This window comes from Streptomyces daliensis (genome assembly GCF_054782395.1).
This window is the reverse complement of record NZ_BAAGSO010000119.1, coordinates 128821-147035: the sequence shown is the minus strand read 5'-3', so window position 1 is coordinate 147035 and position 18215 is coordinate 128821. Positions and strand designations below refer to the sequence as shown.

At 70.7% G+C, this 18215-nt stretch carries 15 protein-coding genes; 6 read left to right on the top strand and 9 right to left on the bottom strand.

All coding sequences use genetic code 11. The features are described from left to right. Positions 1-45 precede the first annotated feature (45 nt). Together ACYVOO_RS34105 and ACYVOO_RS34100 are read right to left on the bottom strand one after the other, a co-directional pair. On the bottom strand, positions 46-705 hold the full coding sequence (locus ACYVOO_RS34105) for a response regulator (RefSeq protein WP_461019587.1): 660 nt from the start codon (positions 703-705) through the stop codon (positions 46-48). Continuing rightward, positions 693-1949: a sensor histidine kinase gene (locus ACYVOO_RS34100; RefSeq protein WP_461019586.1), complete on the bottom strand. Its 1257-nt coding sequence runs from the start codon at positions 1947-1949 to the stop codon at positions 693-695. Before ACYVOO_RS34100 ends, ACYVOO_RS34105 begins: the two co-directional genes overlap by 13 nt. A 220-nt stretch (positions 1950-2169) precedes the next feature. On the opposite strand from ACYVOO_RS34100, the gene ACYVOO_RS34095 reads away from it, so the two are divergent. The 6 genes from ACYVOO_RS34095 (at position 2170) to arfA (ending at position 8700) form a co-directional block, all read left to right on the top strand. Next, entirely contained in the window at positions 2170-2427 is a 258-nt protein-coding gene (locus ACYVOO_RS34095) for a hypothetical protein (RefSeq protein ID WP_461019585.1), read from the top strand. Positions 2428-2720: 293 nt separating this feature from the next. Beyond that, a complete protein-coding gene (locus ACYVOO_RS34090) occupies positions 2721-4118 on the top strand; it encodes an extracellular solute-binding protein (RefSeq protein WP_461019584.1) in 1398 nt (465 codons plus the stop codon). Continuing rightward, entirely contained in the window at positions 4115-5098 is a 984-nt protein-coding gene (locus tag ACYVOO_RS34085; RefSeq protein WP_461019583.1) for a carbohydrate ABC transporter permease, read from the top strand. The genes ACYVOO_RS34090 and ACYVOO_RS34085 overlap by 4 nt, the downstream gene beginning before the upstream one ends. After that, positions 5095-5973, top strand: coding sequence for a carbohydrate ABC transporter permease (locus tag ACYVOO_RS34080; RefSeq protein WP_461019582.1), 879 nt, complete (start codon positions 5095-5097; stop codon positions 5971-5973). Before ACYVOO_RS34085 ends, ACYVOO_RS34080 begins: the two co-directional genes overlap by 4 nt. A 118-nt stretch (positions 5974-6091) precedes the next feature. Continuing rightward, positions 6092-7120, top strand: a complete 1029-nt coding sequence (locus tag ACYVOO_RS34075) for an arabinan endo-1,5-alpha-L-arabinosidase (RefSeq protein ID WP_461019581.1) — start codon at positions 6092-6094, stop codon at positions 7118-7120. A 77-nt stretch (positions 7121-7197) separates the two neighbouring features. After that, complete coding sequence (arfA, locus tag ACYVOO_RS34070) at positions 7198-8700, top strand: arabinosylfuranosidase ArfA (RefSeq protein ID WP_461019580.1); 1503 nt, start codon at positions 7198-7200, stop codon at positions 8698-8700. 62 nt (positions 8701-8762) lie between these two features. Here arfA and ACYVOO_RS34065 read toward each other — a convergent pair whose 3' ends face one another. From ACYVOO_RS34065 to ACYVOO_RS34035, 7 genes are all read right to left on the bottom strand, one after another. Next, the gene (locus ACYVOO_RS34065; RefSeq protein ID WP_461019579.1) at positions 8763-9953 is read right to left on the bottom strand and encodes an aldose epimerase family protein; all 1191 of its coding nucleotides are present in this window, start codon (positions 9951-9953) and stop codon (positions 8763-8765) included. Positions 9954-10129: 176 nt separating this feature from the next. Continuing rightward, positions 10130-11377: a multiple monosaccharide ABC transporter permease gene (gene mmsB / locus ACYVOO_RS34060; protein ID WP_461019578.1), complete on the bottom strand. Its 1248-nt coding sequence runs from the start codon at positions 11375-11377 to the stop codon at positions 10130-10132. A 9-nt stretch (positions 11378-11386) separates the two neighbouring features. Further along, on the bottom strand, positions 11387-12949 hold the full coding sequence (mmsA, locus tag ACYVOO_RS34055; protein ID WP_461019661.1) for a multiple monosaccharide ABC transporter ATP-binding protein: 1563 nt from the start codon (positions 12947-12949) through the stop codon (positions 11387-11389). Between the two features lie 17 nt (positions 12950-12966). Next, on the bottom strand, positions 12967-14145 hold the full coding sequence (gene chvE / locus ACYVOO_RS34050) for a multiple monosaccharide ABC transporter substrate-binding protein (RefSeq protein WP_461019577.1): 1179 nt from the start codon (positions 14143-14145) through the stop codon (positions 12967-12969). Between the two features lie 4 nt (positions 14146-14149). After that, the gene (locus ACYVOO_RS34045; protein WP_461019660.1) at positions 14150-15172 is read right to left on the bottom strand and encodes a hypothetical protein; all 1023 of its coding nucleotides are present in this window, start codon (positions 15170-15172) and stop codon (positions 14150-14152) included. 173 nt (positions 15173-15345) lie between these two features. Continuing rightward, entirely contained in the window at positions 15346-16338 is a 993-nt protein-coding gene (locus tag ACYVOO_RS34040) for a zinc-dependent alcohol dehydrogenase (protein ID WP_453350382.1), read from the bottom strand. A gap of 158 nt (positions 16339-16496) precedes the next feature. Beyond that, positions 16497-17657, bottom strand: a complete 1161-nt coding sequence (locus ACYVOO_RS34035) for a mandelate racemase/muconate lactonizing enzyme family protein (protein WP_461019576.1) — start codon at positions 17655-17657, stop codon at positions 16497-16499. Positions 17658-18215: the final 558 nt, after the last annotated feature.

Genomic DNA, 18215 nt, shown 5'->3' with positions numbered 1-18215 from the left:
GAGGCGCGGGCGGAAGAGTCAGCGGAGCCGTAGCGTGACGGGGCGTCAGGAGCGGCGTCGCGCGTCGTCGAGGTAACGCAGGACCGCCGCGACCCGCCGGTCCACCTGGTCGGCGGGCGACAGGCCGAGCTTGGCGAAGATGCTGCGGATGTGCTTGTGGACGGCGCCCTCGGTGACCACGAGCCGTTTCGCGATGGCGCTGTTGCCCAGGCCCTCCGCCATGAGTCCGAGCACGTCGCGCTCACGCGGGCTGAGCTGCTCCAGGCGGGTGTCCTGGCGGCTGCGGGTGAAGAGCTGCGCGACCACCTCCGGGTCGATGGCCGTGCCGCCGTCCGCGACCCGGCCCAGCGCGTCCAGGAACTCCTCGACCCGCCCGACCCGCTCCTTGAGCAGATAGCCGAGCCCGGTGATGCCGCCCGAGAGCAGATCGGTGGCGAAGGACTGCTCGACGTACGCCGACAGGACGAGGACCGCCAGATCGGGCCGTCGCCGCCGGGCCTCGACCGCCGCGACGATCCCCTCGTCGGTGTGCGTCGGCGGCATCCGCACATCGAGGATGGCGACATCCGGCTTGTGGGTGTCGATGGCGTCGAGAACGCCGTCGACGCTACCGGCCGTGGCCACCACGTCGATGCCCTCGGCGCGCAGCAGCAACGCGAGCCCCTCCCGCAGCAGCGGGTCGTCCTCGGCGATCACAATCCGCATGGCAGTTCCACCTTGAGAGTCGTCGGGCCGCCGGGCGGGCTGGCCAGTTCGAGAGCGCCGTCGTGGGCGGCGATCCGGTTGCGGATGCCGGCGAGCCCGGAGCCGCCCTCTTCGTCGGCACCGCCCCGGCCGTCGTCGGTGACGTCCAGGTGCAGCCGGTCGCCCCGGCCGCGGACCGTGACCGACGCCTGCCGTGCACCGCTGTGCTTGGCGATGTTCGTCAGGGCCTCGGCCACCACGAAGTAGGCGGTCGCCTCCACGGAGGCCGCGCACCGCTCGGGCACCTCGACGTCGATCCGGCAGGGCACCGGGCAGCTCGCCGCGAGCCCGGTGAGCGCCCCGGCCAGCCCACGGTCGGCCAGCACGGGCGGCAGGATGCCCCGGGCGACCGAACGCAGTTCTGACAGGGCCTGCTCGGCGGCGCTCTGGGCCCGTTCGAGGAGTTCCTCGGCGCCCGCCGGGTCGCGGGCCACCATACGGCGCGCGGCGCCGAGCAGCACGGTGACCGTGACGAGCCGGTTCTGGGTGCCGTCGTGCAGCGAGCGTTCGATGCGCCGCAGCTCGGTGGCGTGGGCGTCCAGGGCAGCAGCCCGGGTGGCGGTCAGCTCCGCGACGCGCAGCAACAGGTCCGTGCCGGGCCTGGCCGCGAGGAGGGTGCGCCCCGGCCGCGCCTGGAGCCGTGCCATGCCGGAGGTGAGGCCCAGGATGATGGCGGTCCAGCCGAGCCCGACGAGGGCGGCGGCGAGCGCGTCGGCCCAGGTCTCGGCGACCCCGATGCCGAGGGAGGTACTGGTCGAGCCCTCCGGCAGCAGGCGCCAGTACAGCGGGAAGGCCACGTCGCGCACGGCCAGCACCGGGAGCAGCGCGCCGCACAGGCCGAGGAGGAGACCCAGCGAGGCGTGGCGGACCAGCCAGCGCAGCTCGCGCCGGGTGGTCGGGTCGACGAGCGCGAGCCGCAGCCGGTTGGGCGCCGGGTCAGGGCCGATGACCTCGGGGCCCCGGCGGCCGAGCCGTCGGCGTTCGCGTCCGGCGAGCGCGTGCAGCGCGCGCAACACGACTGGAGCCATGAGCAGTCCGACGCCCACCAGGGACGTCACGGCGGTCACGGCCACCCAGACGAGGACGAGGAGCGCGAGGAATGCCGTACGGAGTCCGCCGACGAGTTCCCCGAGCGCGGCGACGGCCGCGCCCGCCGCCCGGACCAGGGTGGCCCGGACCGTGGCGGCCCGGATGGATGGCGGCATCCGCACCCGCTCCCCTCTCCGTACCTGTCACCGACAGCCCCTTCGGGGCGGCCGGTTCGCCGTAGAGGAGGAGCGTAGAGGTACCGCCTGCTGTACCCCCAGTCGGGCGGCTGGCGGGCTCGGCCGGCCGGGTCCCGGTCCGTAGTTTTGGCGGCACGACAGCAGGACCAGCAGGACCAGAGCAGGACCCGACGATTCGGGACTCAGGAGAGGGACAGCGATGACCAGCACGGACCCCCACCGCCTCGACGGCGGAGCCCAGAACCCGCGCCCGGCCGGCCCGAGCGCACCGCGCGACAGTGTCACCGGGGGCGGCGTCGTCCGGGCGGCACTGTGGCTGGTGCTCGTCGTCAGCACCGTCGGCAACATGGTGGCCTCGTTCGCCGCCGCCTCCACACAGATCCACCTCGTCTTCGGGGCGGTCACCACGCTGTGCGTGGCGGGGCTCGTCACCCGCCACCTGCGGGCCCGGCGATGAGCATGGCGACCCTCAACTGGGCCCGGCCGCCTTCCCTCTGACGCCCTCGCGACCCCGTTTCTGCGCAAAGCATTGACGTAGGAGCGCTTCGATTCTACGTTCCCGTTCGGAAAACCGATCGACGTACGGGATATCGAACGCACCGTATCTCTGATCGCGTACCCCCGCATGCCCGCACGCCGCGACACCTTGCACGCCGCCACACCCCGCGCGCACCGCAACATCCGCACGCCGCAGCACCCCGCAGCACCCCGCACCACCGAGACCTGTCCACCACTCCGGGGAAGAGCCGCATGACTTCAACTCCCCGTCAGGCGCCCAGCCGTCGGCGTCTGCTCGGAACCGCAGCCAAGGCCGCGGGACTCGCCGGGCTCGGCGCCTTCGGGGCCGCCGGGGCCCTGGGCACGGCGGGCTGCGCCGCGCCCGCCTCCGTCGCCGCAGGGAAGACCCAGCTTCGCTACTGGCACCTCTTCGGCGGTGGCGACGGCGTCAACATGAGCGCCATGCTCGACGTCTTCCGCAAGGAGCACCCCGAATTCGACCTGGAGGTCGCCCAGCTCCAGTGGGGCGCCCCCTACTACACGAAGCTCGGCATGGCGGGCGCGGGCGGGCGGGCGCCCGAGGTCGCGGCGCTGCATCTCGCGCGGCTCCCCGGGTTCGGGCCAGGCCGTCTCCTCGACCCCTTCGACCTGGACCTGCTCGCCGAACACGGCGTCGAACCGGGGAACTTCCCCGAGCAGATCTGGCGCCGGGGCGCCGTGGACGGCAAGCAGTACGCCGTACCGCTCGACACCCACCCGATCGTCCTGTTCTACAACACCAAGATCTGCGAGAAGGCCGGGCTGCTCGACGGCTCAGGCAAGCTGAAGACCCTGCGCGGCACCGAGGAGTTCACCGAGGCGCTGCGCGCGATCACCAAGGTCACCAAGCGGCCCGCGCTGGTCACCGAGACCCTCGGGCCCGATGTCGTCGGCCCCTGGCGGATCTTCGCCACCTTCTACTCGCAGACCGGCGGCACCCTCCTCGACCCCACCGGCACCCGCATGACCATCGACGACGAGAAGGCGCTCCGGGCACTGGAGTTCATGCGCACCCTCACCCACGAGGGCCTGGCCGTGCGGCGCGTCGACTACAACGGCGGGGTCGCCGTCTTCAACGCGGGGGAGACCGGCTTCTACCTCAACGGCGAGTGGGAGGTCACCACCTTCACCGAGAGCAAGCTGCCCTTCTCCATGACTCGCGTCCCCAACCTCTTCGGCCGCCCCACCGTGCAGGCCGACGCGCACGCGTTCGTGCTGCCCCACCAGAAGGACAGGGGCGGCCCGCCGAACGAGGCCGCGCACGCCTTCGTCGGCTGGATGATGCGGCACAGCACCGACTGGGCCAAGGGCGGGCACGTGCCCGCGTATCTGCCGACGCTGAAGGAACCGGCCTATCTGAAGCTGGAGCCGCAGTCCGCCTACCGCTCCGTGATCGAGGACGTCGCGCTCGACCCGCCCGCCTGGTTCGCGGGCTCCGCCTCTTCCATGTGGCTGGCGCTGGGCGCCGTCTTCTCCGGCGTGCTGACTGGCTCCCGTACCCCGCGCGAGGCGCTGGACGAGGCGAAGTCCCGGCTGCGCGAACTCCTCGACACCCCCAGCCCGCTCGGCGCCCCCGGCGCAGGCCGCTCCCGCGGAGGTGAGACTGCATGACCGCTCCCACGCCCACCGCGGCGATGCCGGACGGACTCCCCGACCCGGTGCCGGGCGGCCCCGGGCGGCCCCCCGCCGCCGCACGCCCCCAGGGGATACGCCGCCGCTGGACCGAGCACGGTCTCACCTTCACCGCGCCCTTCCTCCTCGTCTACGGGCTCTTCCTGGTCTGGCCGCTGCTGCTCGGCGTGAAGATGAGCTTCAGCGACGACAACATCACCGGCACCGGCGGCTCGTTCGTCGGCCTCGACAACTACGCCGAGGCCCTCGCCGACCCCGACGTGTGGTCCTCGCTGTGGAACACGGTCTGGTTCACGGTGCTGTCCACCGTGCCGCTGGTCGTGATGGGCATGGTCCTCGCGCTGCTGGCGCACCATCTGCGGGTGGTGAGCTGGCTGTGGCGGCTGAGCTGGTTCGCGCCCTTCCTGCTGCCCTCGGGCGTCGTCGGACTGCTGTGGCTGTGGATCATCTACCCGTCCGACTTCGGCTTCGCCGACCAGCTCCTCGCCTCGGCCGGGCTGCACCCCGGCATCGGCTGGCTGACGGACGCGCGCTACGCGATGCTCTCCATCGTGCTGACCACCGTCTGGTGGACCGTCGGCTTCAACTTCCTGCTCTACCTCGCCGCGCTCCAGGCCATCCCGCAGCACCTCTACGAGGCCGCCGACCTGGACGGGGCCACCGGCAGGCAGCAGCTCTGGCACATCACGCTGCCGATGCTGCGCCGCACGACGGGCGTCGTCGTCATCCTCCAGCTGCTCGCCTCGCTCAAGATCTTCGATCAGGTCTACATCATGACCCAGGGCGGCCCCGACGACTCCACCCGCCCGATCCTCCAGTACGTCTTCCAGCAGGGCTTCACGGGCTACCGGATCGGCTACGCCTCGGCCGTCTCGTACATCTTCTTCGCCCTGATCGTGCTCGTCTCGCTGATCCAGCTCCGCCTTGCCCGCAGGTCCCGTGAGGAGAACGCCGCATGACACTTCTCGCCGAGCGCCGGACGACACGGCTCGCCGAGCGGGGCAGGCGCGCCCGCTGGACCCCGGGCCGCCTCGCCATGCTGTGCGTGGCGGTGGTGCTGGCCGTCGCGTGGGTGCTGCCGCTCGCCTACGGGGTGGCCACCTCGCTGAAGCCCGCGGGCGAGGAGGTGAAGACCCCGCTCCAGTGGATCGGCTCGACGGTCACCTTCGAGGCGTACCAGAAGGTGTGGGAGGCCGGTGACCTGCCGCAGTGGATGTTCAACACCTTCTACGTCTCCGCGATGACGACCGTGCTGACCGTACTGCTGTGCTCGATGGCCGCTTACGGCTTCTCGCGCACCGAGTTCCGCGGCCGGCGGGTGCTGTACGGGCTGGTACTGGCCGGGATCATGGTGCCGCCGCAGGTGCTGATGGCGCCGCTCTTCGCGGAGATGCTGGCGCTCGGCCTGGTGGACACGTACTGGGGCGTGATCCTGCCGCAGGTGGCCGTGCCCGCGATGGTCTTCATCCTCGTCAAGTTCTTCGAGGGCGTGCCGCGCGAGCTGGAGGAGGCCGCGTTCTGCGACGGTGCCGGGCGCTGGCGGGTCTTCTGGACGATCGTGATGCCGCTGTCCAGGCCCATCCTGGCCGCCGTCGCGATCTTCACCTTCATCCAGACGTGGAACAACTTCCTCTGGCCGTTCCTGGTGACCACCGACCCGAACGGCATGACGCTCCCCGTCGGACTCGTCAACGTGCAGTCCAGCTACGGCGTCCGCTACTCGCAGGTCATGGCCTCGCTGGTGATCGCGGGCCTGCCGCTGCTCGTCGTGTTCGCCCTCTTCCAGCGCCAGATCGTCCGCGGGGTCGCGCACACGGGCCTCGCGGGCCAGTAGCCGCCGGGCCGGTAGTCATCACCGGGTCACCGCGACGCGGCAACTCCGGGCCGCGCGGCGGCGACCTAGCGAGGAACCACCAAGCGAGGAACCCCGTCCGCACGAAGGAGTGCACCCCATGCGAACCCTCAGCGCACGACGACGCACCTCGAACCCCTCAGGTCCCTCCGGCCGCTCCCGCCGCCGCAGACGCGCCACGCTCGTCGGCGCCCCGCTGGCAGCCGCCGTCCTGGGCACCGTCATCGCCCTCGTCCCCGGCACAGCGTCGGCCGCCTACCCGGGCCCCGGCGTGGTGACGGGCGACATCGGCATCCACGACCCGTCCATGGCCAAGGTGGGCAGCGGCTATGTGCTCTACGGCTCCAACAACCGTCTCGACGCGCGCACCTCCCCCGACCGCACCGCCTTCAAGAACGCGGGCTCCGCCTTCTCGCAGCCGCTGAGCTGGTGGGGCGCCTACTCGCCCGAGCGGAGCCCCTGGGCGCCCGACATCACCAAGGTCGGCAGCACCTACTACATGTACTACGCCGTCTCCAGCTTCGGCTCCAACAAGTCCGCCATCGGGCTGGCCACCAGCTCCACCGGGGCGCCCGGCAGCTTCTCCGACAAGGGCATCGTCTACTCGACGAGCACGAGCAGCGACCACAACGCCATCGACCCCGACCTCCTCGTGGACAGCGACGGCCGCTGGTGGATGACGTTCGGCTCCTGGTGGACGGGCATCAAGGTCATGGAGCTGAACCCGGCCACGGGCAAGCGCCTCAACTCCTCGATGGCGGGCGTCGCCTCGGCCAGTGGCGGCATCGAGGGTCCCACCATGGTCAAGAACGGCGGCTACTACTACCTGTTCAGCTCCTACGGGAAGTGCTGCGCGGGCACGTCCAGCACGTACAGCATCCGCGTCGGCCGCTCCACCAAGCCCACGGGGCCCTTCACCGACCGCTCGGGCAAGGCGCTGACGTCCGGCGGCGGCACGCCCGTGCTGGAGACGCACGACAGGATCATCGGCCCCGGCGGCCAGGACGTCCTCCACGACTCGGACGGTGACCTGCTCGTCTACCACTACTACGACGGCAACGACAACGGCGCGCCGAAGCTGGGCGTCAACCTCATGAGCTGGTCCGGAGGCTGGCCCACCGTCTACTGAGCCCTCCCTGTCTCGCCGGATCACGCTCCTCCCGCACACCCCACGTACCCCCGCACACCCCGCACCGAAGGGACCCCATGAGCGCCACCGCACGCTTCACCCTCGACCCCGCGTTCACCGTCGGCGACGTGGACCCGCGCCTGTTCGGGTCGTTCGTCGAGCACCTGGGCCGCTGTGTGTACACGGGCGTCTACGAGCCCGGCCACCCCACGGCCGACGCCGAAGGACTGCGCACCGACGTCCTGGAGCTGGTGCGGGAGCTGGGGGTCACCACCCTGCGCTATCCGGGCGGCAACTTCGTCTCGGGCTACCGATGGGAGGACAGCGTGGGACCGCGGGAGGAGCGCCCGCGCCGTCTCGATCTGGCCTGGCGCTCGACGGAGAGCAACCGCTTCGGGCTCGCCGAGTTCACCGACTTCGTGCGCAAGGTGTCCGGCGAACCGATGCTGGCCGTCAACCTCGGCACCCGGGGGGTGGCGGAGGCCATCCAGCTCCAGGAGTACGCCAACCACCCCTCGGGAACCGAGCTGTCCGACCGCCGGATAGCGCACGGCGACAAGGACCCGTACAACATCCGCCTGTGGTGCCTGGGCAACGAGATGGACGGGCCCTGGCAGACGGGGCACAAGACGGCCGCCGAGTACGGGCGCGTCGCGGCCGAGACCGCGCGGGCCATGCGGCAGATCGACCCGGATCTGGAGCTGGTCGCCTGCGGCAGCTCGAACCAGGCCATGGAGACCTTCGCCGCCTGGGAGGCCGAGGTCCTCGCCGAGTGCTACGAGCACGTGGACTTCATCTCGCTGCACGCCTACTACGAGGAGAAGGACGGCGACCGGGGCTCCTTCCTCGCCTCGGCCGTGGACACCGAGTCCTTCATCGAGAACGTCATCGCCACCTGCGACCACGTCGGCGCCCGGCTCAAGTCGAAGAAGCGGATCAACCTCTCCTTCGACGAGTGGAACGTGTGGTACCAGTCCCGGCCCAACCCCCACCCCGTCGAGGACTGGCAGGAGGCGCCGAGGCTGCTGGAGGACGTCTACACCGTCACCGACGCGGTCGTGTTCGGCTCGCTGCTCATCGCCCTGCTGCGGCACGCGGACCGGGTCACCGTCGCCTGCCTCGCGCAGCTCGTCAACGTCATCGCGCCGATCATGACCGAGCCCGGCGGCCCGGCCTGGCGGCAGACCACCTTCTTCCCCTTCGCGCAGGCGTCCAGGCACGGGCGCGGCACGGTGCTCGAGGTGCGGGCCGACTCGCCGACGTACCCGACGGAGCGGTACGGGGAGGTGCCGCTGCTGCAGGTCACGGCCGTACGGGACGAGGCGAGCGGCGAGGTCACCGTCTTCGCCGTCAACCGCGACCAGCACGCCGAACTCCCCCTGGAGGCGGCGCTGCACGGGCTGGGGCTCACCCGTGTACTGGAGCACACGGCCCTCGCCGACGCCGACCCGGAGGCCCGCAACACCCTCGCGGAGCCCGAGCGCGTCACCCCGCACGCCCGCGAGGGCACCGAGCTGCGGGACGGGGTGCTGCGGGCGAGCCTGGAGCCGCTGTCCTGGAACGTGATCCGGCTGGGCTGACACGCGGCGACGGGCCGCCCGCCGTGGGGGCGGGCGGCCCGTCGCGGGTGGCCGGATCCGGCTCAGCGGATGCCGAAGTAGTGCAGCGTGCTGCTGCGGTACGTCTCGCCCGGACGCAGCACCGTGGAGGGGAAGCCGGGCTGGTTGGGGGAGTCGGGGAAGTGCTGGGTCTCCAGGCAGAAGCCGTCGCCCTGGCGGTAGACCGCGCCGGAGGTGCCGACGGCCGAGCCGTCCAGGAAGTTGCCCGTGTAGAACTGCACCCCAGGCTCGGTGGTGGCGATGCGCATCACGCGGCCCGAGGTGGGCTCGGTCACGGTCACGAAGCGCTCGGGACGGGGCGTGATGCCCTTGTCCAGCACGAAGTTGTGGTCGATGCCCTTGCCGAACAGCACTTGCTCGTGCGGGACGCGGATGTCCTGCCCGATGGCCTTGGCGCGGCGGAAGTCGAAGGGCGTGCGGGCGACCTTCGCCAGCTCGCCCGTGGGGATGAGGGTGGAGTCGACGGGCGTGTAGCGGGAGGCGTCCAGCTCCAGCCTGTGGCCGTAGACGTCGCCGCTGCCCTCTCCGGCGAGGTTGAAGTAGGTGTGGTTGGTGAGGTTGACGACGGTGGCCTTGTCGGTGACGGCCTCGTAGTCGATGCGGAACTCGCCGCCGGAGGCGAGCGTGTAGTCGACGCGCACCTTCAGCTTGCCCGGGTAGCCCATCTCGCCGTCGGCGCTGGTGTAGCGCAGCGTCAGCCCGACGTCCGAGCCCTTCTCGAACGGCTCGACGTCCCACACCCTGCGGTCGAAGCCCTTGTCGCCGCCGTGCAGGCTGTTCGGGCCGTCGTTCAGCGGGAGCTGGTACGTCTTCCCGTCGAGGGTGAAGCGGCCCTTGGCGATGCGGTTGCCGTACCGGCCGATGAGGGCGCCGAAGTGGGAGGTGTCCTTGACGTACCCCTCCAGGTTGTCGAACCCGAGGGAGATGTTGGCGCGGCGGCCGTGGCGGTCCGGTATCTCCAGCGACTGGACGGCGCCGCCGAAGCTGATGACGCGCAGCCGGGTGCCGCCGTTCTCGATGGTCCAGCGGTGTACCTCGGTGCCGTCCTCAAGGGTGCCGAAGTGCTCCTTCGCCTTCGCCGCGTTCACCGGACCGTTCCCCTGCCCCTCGGCGCCGCGCCGAGGCGCCGCGTGTGCCGTACCGGCGGCGCCCGTCGCGCCCGCCGCAGCCGCGGCGCCCGCGGCTGCCAGAACTGTGCGTCTTCTTGTGGTCATGGTGGATAGAGCGCCCTTCTGTTCGGAAGTGGGTGAGCCAACTCTTTCGCGTCCGGCGCGTGTTGGCACGGGGTCCGACCAAGGTTTCGCTACTTCACTTCGCTGCTTCGCTGCGAGGGGGGTGCGGCCCGGGCCCCCGGGCCGCACCCCCTCCGGGCTCGGTCAGGAAGCGGCCGTCAGGAACCGACCTTCCGCTTGTTCCAGACGTCGAAGCCCACCGCCGCCAGCAGCACCAGCCCCTTGATGACCTGCTGGTAGTCCGTGCCGATGCCGACCAGCGACATGCCGTTGTTCAGCACGCCGAGGACGAGCCCGCCGATGACCGCGCCGAGCACCGTGCCGACGCCGCCGCTCATCGAGGCGCCGCCGATGAACGCCGCCGCGATGGCCTCCAGCTCGAAGTTGATGCCCGCCTGCGGCGTGCCCGCGTTCAGCCGTGCCGCGTACACACAGCCCGCGAGGGCCGCCAGTACGCCCATGTTGACGAAGACAAGGAAGGTGACCCGCTTGTCCCGCACGCCCGACAGCTTGGCCGCCGCCTTGTTGCCGCCCAGCGCGTACACATGGCGGCCGATGACCGCGTTGCGCATCACGAAGCCCATGCCGATCAGCAGCGCGCACATGATCAGCAGCACGACGGGGACGCCGTGGTAGCTGGCCAGGGTGAGCGTGAAGGCCACCACGGCCGCGACGATCGCCGCGCACTTGAGGAGCCACAGCTTGAACGGCAGCACGTCCAGCTCGTAGGCGAGCTGCCGCCGCCGGTCGCGCCACTCCTGGAAGAGGACGAAGGCGATCACGACGAGGCCGATCAGCAGCGTCGGGTTGTGGTACTGCGTGTACGGGCCCATCTCCGGGATGAAGCCCTGGGCGATGTCCTGGAAGCTCTTGGGGAAGGGCGCGACGGACTGGCCCTCCAGCAGGATCTGCGTCGCACCCCGGAAGAGCAGCATGCCCGCCAGCGTCACGATGAAGGACGGGATGCCGACGTACGCGATCCAGAACCCCTGCCAGGCACCGGCCGCCGCACCGATCAGCAGCGAGACCACCAGGGCCAGCACCCACGGCATGTCGTGCTTGACCATCATCACGGCGGCAGCGGCGCCCACGAAGGCGGCCAGCGAGCCGACGGACAGGTCGATGTGCCCGGCGATGATGACGATCATCATGCCCATGGCGAGGATCAGGATGTAGCTGTTCTGCTGGACGATGTTGGAGACGTTGTTCGGCAGCAGCAGCGCGCCGTCGGTCCATATCTGGAACAGCACGACGATGAGCGCGAGCGCGACGAGCATGCCGTACTGGCGCATGTTGTTCCGCACGGTCCGCAGCAGCAGCGAACCCGCGCTCTCTCTGTTGTCCCCGCCGCCGGGGTTCGGGCCCCCGGGCGTCTGCTCCGGCTTCTCGGAGGTCACGGTCGTCATGGGTCGGCCTCAGCTCTTGTCGCTCGTCGTGCCCGGTTCCGGCTTGTCCTTGGTCATCAGGCGCATCAGCACTTCCTGCGAGGCGTCCTCGCGGGAGACCTCGCCCGTGAGCCGTCCCGCCGCCATCGTGTAGACGCGGTCGCACATCCCCAGCAGCTCCGGCAGCTCGGAGGAGATGAAGACGATCGCCTTGCCCTGCGCGGCGAGCTGGTCGACGACCGTGTAGATCTCGAACTTCGCGCCGACGTCGATGCCCCGCGTCGGCTCGTCCAGGATCAGTACCTCGGGATCGGCGTGGATCCACTTGCTGAGGACGACCTTCTGCTGGTTGCCGCCGCTCAGCCGCTGGACCTGCTCGTGGACGGTGGGCGCCTTGATGTTCATCGAGCGCCGGTAGCGCTCGGAGACCCGCCGCTCCTCGTGGTCGTCCACCACGCCGCGCCGGGTGAGCCCGCGCAGGGAGGCGAGCGAGATGTTGCGGTTGATGTCGTCGATGAGGTTGAGGCCGTAGGTCTTGCGGTCCTCGGTGACGTACGCGATGCCGTGCGCCACCGCCTCCGGCACCGTACGGGTCGAAACCTCGCGCCCGTCGACGTGCACCGTGCCGCCCGCGTACTGGCCGTAGCTGCGCCCGAAGACGCTCATCGCCAGCTCGGTGCGGCCCGCGCCCATCAGCCCCGCGATGCCCACGATCTCCCCGCGCCGCACCTCCAGGGACACGTCGTCCACGACCTTGCGCTGGTGGTCGATGGGGTGGTGCACCGTCCAGCCCGAGACGGACAGCGCCGTGCGCCCGGCGTCCTCGCCCTCGTAGCGGGTGCGCTCGGGGAAGCGGTGGTCCAGATCGCGGCCCACCATGCCGCGGATGATGCGGTCCTCGGAGACCTCGGCCGCCGCTTCCTCGGTCTCGCGCACCGTCAGGGTCTCGATGGTCCGCCCGTCGCGCAGGATGGTGACGGAGTCGGCCACCTGCCGGATCTCGTTGAGCTTGTGCGAGATGACGATGCAGGAGATGCCCTGCGCGCGCAGCTCCAGGATGAGGTCGAGGAGCTTGCGGCTGTCCTCGTCGTTGAGCGCCGCCGTCGGCTCGTCGAGGATGAGCAGCTTCACCTCCTTCGAGAGCGCCTTGGCGATCTCGACCAGCTGCTGCTTGCCCACGCCGATGTCCGCGACGCGCGTCTGCGGCTTCTCGGGCAGCCCGATCCGCTTCAGCAGCTTGTCGGCGTGCCGGAGGGTCTCGTTCCAGCTGATGACACCGCGGGTGGCGTGCTCGTTGCCCAGGAAGATGTTCTCCGCGATGGACAGGTAGGGGACGAGGGCCAGCTCCTGGTGGATGATGACGATGCCGTGCCGCTCGCTGGCCCGGATGTCCTTGAAGGCGACGGGCTTCCCCTCGAAGAGGATCTCGCCCTCGTACGTCCCGTGCGGGTGCACCCCGCTGAGGACCTTCATCAGCGTGGACTTGCCCGCGCCGTTCTCCCCGCAGACGGCGTGGATCTCGCCCTTCCCGACGGTCAGGTTGACGTCAGAGAGCGCCTTGACCCCGGGGAACGTCTTGGTGATGCCGCGCATCTCCAGTACGGGCCGCCTCACTTGAGCTGCCCCGCCTTGTAGTAGCCGTCCTCCACGAGACGGTCGGTGTTGGTCTTGTCGATGCTGACGGGCTTGAGGAGGTAGGCGGGCACGATCTTCTTGCCGTTGTCGTAGGTCTTGGTGTCGTTGACCTCGGGCTTCTTGCCGGTCAGCACGGCGTCGCCCATCGCGACGGCCTGCTTGGCCAGCTTGCGGGTGTCCTTGTAGACGGTCTGCGTCTGCTGGTCCTTGAGGATCGACTTGATGGAGGCCAGCTCCGCGTCCTGCCCGGTGACGACGGGGAACGGCTTGTCGCCCGAGCCGTAGCCCGCGCTCTTGAGGGCCGAGATGACGCCGATGGAGATCCCGTCGTACGGCGAGAGGACCGCGTCCACGTCCTCGGAGCCGTAGTTCTTGCTGAGCAGGTCGTCCATCCGCTTCTGCGCGGTGCCGCCGTCCCAGCGCAGGGTCGTCGTCTGGTTCATCTTCGTCTGCTTGCTGAGGACGTTGAGCTGCCCCTTCTTCATGTACGGGCGCAGCACCTTCATCGCGCCGTCCCAGAAGAACTTGGTGTTGTTGTCGTCGGGCGACCCGGCGAACAGCTCGACGTTGAACTCCTCGTCCTTGTTCGACTCCTCGTCCAGCTTGAGCTTGTCGACGATGTACTGCCCTTGCAGCTCGCCGACGCGCTCGTTGTCGAAGGACGCGTAGTAGTCGATGTTGGGCGTGCCGAGGATGAGGCGGTCGTAGGAGATGACGGGGATGTCCGCCTCCTTGGCGCGGCGGAGCACGTCCGTCAGCGCGGAGCCGTCGATGGCGGCGACGACCAGGAGCCGGTGGCCCTTGGCGATCATGTTCTCCAGCTGTGCGACCTGGTTCTCCACCTTGTCGTCGCCGTACTGGAGGTCGGCCTTGTAGCCGGCCGCCTGGAACTGCTTGGCCATGTTCTTGCCGTCGGCTATCCACCGCTCGGAGGACTTGGTGGGCATGGCCAGGCCGATGGTGCCGCCCTTGCCCGTCTTCTCCGACTTGTAGCGGCTGCCGCCCTTCGCCTCCTGGCCGCAGGCCGCGAGCGACGCGACGAGCAGCCCTGCAACGGCGACGGCGGCGACCGGGGCCGTGCGGGACCGGGTACGAGTACGGGTGCCGGTGCGGGCGCGGGAGCGTCCTGGGGTGGTACGTGTGCGGGTGCCCATGTCGTCAGTTCCTCTCGGGGAGCGGGAAGCGCCGCAGCTCGCCAGGGAGCCGCGAACCCAGCGGCGACATCCCGCCGTCGGCGCCGAGCCTGGCCAGCAGATCGAGCGCGAGCCTGCCCCTGCGCACGCGTTCGCGGGCCGTGTCGAGGGTGACGTCGCGCAGGTGGGCGCCGTAGGGGTAGATGCCGGGGGCCTTGCTGAGGCCGAACTTGAGGTAGATGGGGGCGCCGCGCCGGATCAGCTCGGCCGCCTCGTACATCCGCACGTAGCCGCCGAGGTCGTCGGGCGCCTCCAGATAGAAGTCCATCGGTGCCCTGCTGACCCGGCGGATCTCCGTGAGGTGCTGGAGCGTCAGGTCCGAGGGGATGTTGATGGAGTCGGCGCCCAGGCCCTCGTGGACGCTGAACGCGGTCGGGTTGACGGGGCCGATCAGCGCCGACACCTTCAGCGTGGTGTCGGCGGGCAGCAGGCCCCGCTCGCGCATCTGGTGCAGCGTCCACAGCACGCCCTCGTCGGCCACCAGCAGGCAGCGCACGCCGAGTTCCGTGGCGCGCAGCGCGTCCTCGACGCAGCCCGCGACGGCGTCGTGCCCACGGGCGCGCAGGCCGCCGCCGCGCGAGTCGCTGCGGGTCGCCGCGCCGATGTCCCAGGTGCCGCGCGGGCCCGTGAACAGGCACAGCTCGATGTCGCGCTGCGCGCAGGCGTCGACCATCTCGGAGATCTCGGCGTCGGTCAGCATCCACACGCCGCTGCCCTGGCTGATGCGGTGGACCGGCACATCGAGGGAGGCCGCCTCCTTGAGCACGGTGGCCAGCGCCTCCGGGCCCTCGCAGGACGGGATCTCGGTGCGCCAGGTGCCGCCGTCGGGGAAGGCGTGCGGGGAGGCGTCGGCGGGCTCGGGCCCGGGCGCGGCGACGCCGAGTGCGGCGAGCGCGGCGGCGCCGGGCTGACGGGGGCCGGAGGGGGCGGTGGTCACAGTGCTCCTGAGAGGTTGTTCGGAGGCGCGGCACCCGGAAGGGCCGCGCATCATGACTGTTCGGTACTTCGGACGCTATTCGGTTGAGGGTTCCGTTCCGGTTCCGGTCCCGCCGCTGCGGGGCCGGAACGAGGCGGTGCGGACGGGCGGCGCCCCGGGTCCGGGAGGAGGGGCCCGGAACCGGAGGTCCCGGAACCAGGCGAGGCCCGGGGCGCCGTGGTCCGTCAGGGCCGCAGCAGGACCTTCCCGACGCCGGGATCCCCGCTGCCCACCAGCCCGATCGCCTCGGCGAACCGGGTCAGCGGCAGCTCGTGCGTGATCAGCGGAGCCGGGTCGATGACCCCCGCGTCGAAGGCCCGCACGGCGTGCGACCAGGCCGACGACGGGGCGCCGAAGACCGAGCGCACCGTGAGCTGGCTGACGGCGAGATGCACGGGATCGATGCCCCGGGCGCCCGGCTCGAACATCCCCGTGAGCACGACCCGTCCGCCGCGCCGCGCCAGCAGACACGCGTCGTCCGCGGTGCTGGGCGCGCCCGCTGTCTCCACGACGAGGTCGTAGCGCCCCGCCTCACCGGCCGCCTCCGTGGGGGTCACCGCGCGCGTCGCGCCCATGCCGAGCCCCTGCTCGGCCCGCCGCACCCGTGGGTCGACGGCGACCAGTTCGCCCGGCGAGTACGCGGCCAGCATCTGCACCGCCAGCAGCCCCAGCGTCCCCGCGCCCACCACCGCCACGCGGTCGCCGGGCAGCGGCCCGCCCGCGAGCACCGCTGCGGCGACCACGGCCGCCGGCTCCAGCAGGGCCGCCGCGCTCAGATCGGCGTCGTCGGACAGCGGGTGCAGCAGCCGGGCCGGGATCACCAGCGCGTCGGCGAAGGCGCCGGGGCGGGTGAAGCCGGTCTCGTCGTAGCCGCTCTCGCACAGGCTCGTCTCGCCCTCGCGGCAACGCCCGCAGCGCAGACAGGCACGGAAGCCCTCCGCGACGGTCTTGCGCCCGACGAGCGCCGGGTCCACACCCTCGCCGACCGCGTCCACGGTCCCGGCCCACTCGTGCCCGGGGGTGACGGGGTAGCGGACATAGCCCGCCGCCCTGGTGCCGTCGTACACCTCGCGGTCGCTGGCGCAGATGCCCGCCGCGTGGACGGCGATCCGCACCTCACCGGGCCCGGGGGAGGGGCGTGGCCCGCTCACCAGCCGGTGGGTGCCCGGCTTGTCGATGACGAGAGCGCGTGCGCCGCCCGGGGGTGGCGTGCCGGGTTCGTGTGCGTCGGGGTCGTGCGCGTCGGCCGAAGTCGTCTCCACCGGTGCTCCCTTCGCCGGGCGGGCCTCCTGGCCCGCCGGTCCGAAGGACCGTACGGGCCCGAGCGCCGTTTCCCTCACCGCTCGCCGCCCTTGGGGTCCCGTTTCTCCCAGCCCTCGGCCCACAGATCGAACCGGGCCTGCTGCTGGGGGAATTCTGCCGCCGCTTCGGTATCCAGTTCGACCCCGAGACCCGGGGCATCGGACAGTTCGAAGTAGCCGTCGACGACCTGCGGGGCTCCCTTGACGACCTTCTTGATCTCCGCGTCGGCGAAGTCGTTGAAGTGCTCCAGGATCTTGAAATTGGGCGTACAGCCCGCGACCTGGAGCGATGCGGCCGTGAGGACCGGGCCGCCGACGTTGTGCGGGGCGATCAGCGTGTAGTGGGTCTCGGCCGTCGCGGCCAGCTTGCGGGTCTCCAGAATGCCGCCGATGTGGCCGACGTCGGGCTGGATGATGTCGGCCGCCTGCGACTCGAACAGCTCGCGGAACTCGATGCGGTCGTGGATACGTTCGCCGGTGGCCACCGGCAGGTCCACCTTCTCGGCGACCTTGGCCAGCGCCTTGAGGTTCTCCGGCGGCACCGGCTCCTCCAGCCAGGCCGGGCGGAACGGCGCCATCTCCTTGGCGAGCCGCACGGCGGTCGACGGGCTGAAGCGCCCGTGCATCTCCAGCATCAGCTCGGTACCGGGGCCTATCGCGTCCCTTACGGCCTCGATCAGGGACACCGCGTAGGCGGTCTCCTCGTGGTCCAGCTCGAAGTGTCCTGTACCGAAGGGGTCGATCTTCAGCGCGCGGTAACCGCGCTCCACCACGGCGGTGGCGGCCTTGTGGTAGGCGTCCGGCGTGCGCTCAGTGGTGTACCAGCCGTTCGCGTACGCCTTGACCTTGTCGGTCACCTTGCCGCCGAGAAGCTGCCAGACCGGCACGCCCAGTGCCTTGCCCTTGATGTCCCAGCAGGCCATCTCCACGCACGCGATGCCGGACATCACGATCTCGCCCGCGCGGCCGTAGTCGCCGTACTTCATGCGGCGCACCAGGTCCTCGACCGCGAACGGGTCGGACCCGGCGATGTGGTTGGCCTCGGCCTCCCGCAGATAGCCCACCAACGCGTCGGTGTGCCCGAGCATCCGGGTCTCGCCCACCCCCGTGAGCCCCTCGTCCGTGTGCACCTGTACGTAGGTCAGGTTGCGCCATGGTGTCCCGACGACGTGGGTACTGATTCCGGTGATGCGCACGGCAGTTGACCCCTTACGATGTTCGATATTTCGTCACACGTTCGAAATGCTGGCGTGAATCTATTGAGCGCGCGCGAGCCGCGTCAATGGGTTGTGTGGGGGGTCTTTCGGGCGAGCCCCCTTCGTCGGGGGTGTTGCGCGGGACGGTTGGCCGGTGTGGTGGGTGCCGTAGGGTCCCGCGCTGATTTTTGTGCCGTTGCACGCAGGGGGGTGGCTTGGCGCCGTTCTTCGGGTGCGGGCCGGTGGCTTCGGCGCGGCGTATGGACCGGTAGTTCGCGGCTGGCGCCGCGTGGTTGTTGGTTTGTGCCGGTGGTTGTGGGGTTGGTGTGTGGTGGGGGTCGGTGCCGTGCCGGGGTGTCTCCTCGGGCGGCGACAAGTGCGGGTCGGTTTTTCGGCTGCCTGCTGGTGGGGGTCGGTGCCGTGCCGGGGTGTCTCCTCGGGCGGCGACAAGTGCGGGTCGGCTTTTCGGCTGCCTGTACATACTCGTCGCCACCACTTGCGGGGACACCCCACCACGTCCCCTCCCACCCGGTGGCCAACCTCCGGGTCCGCTCCAAT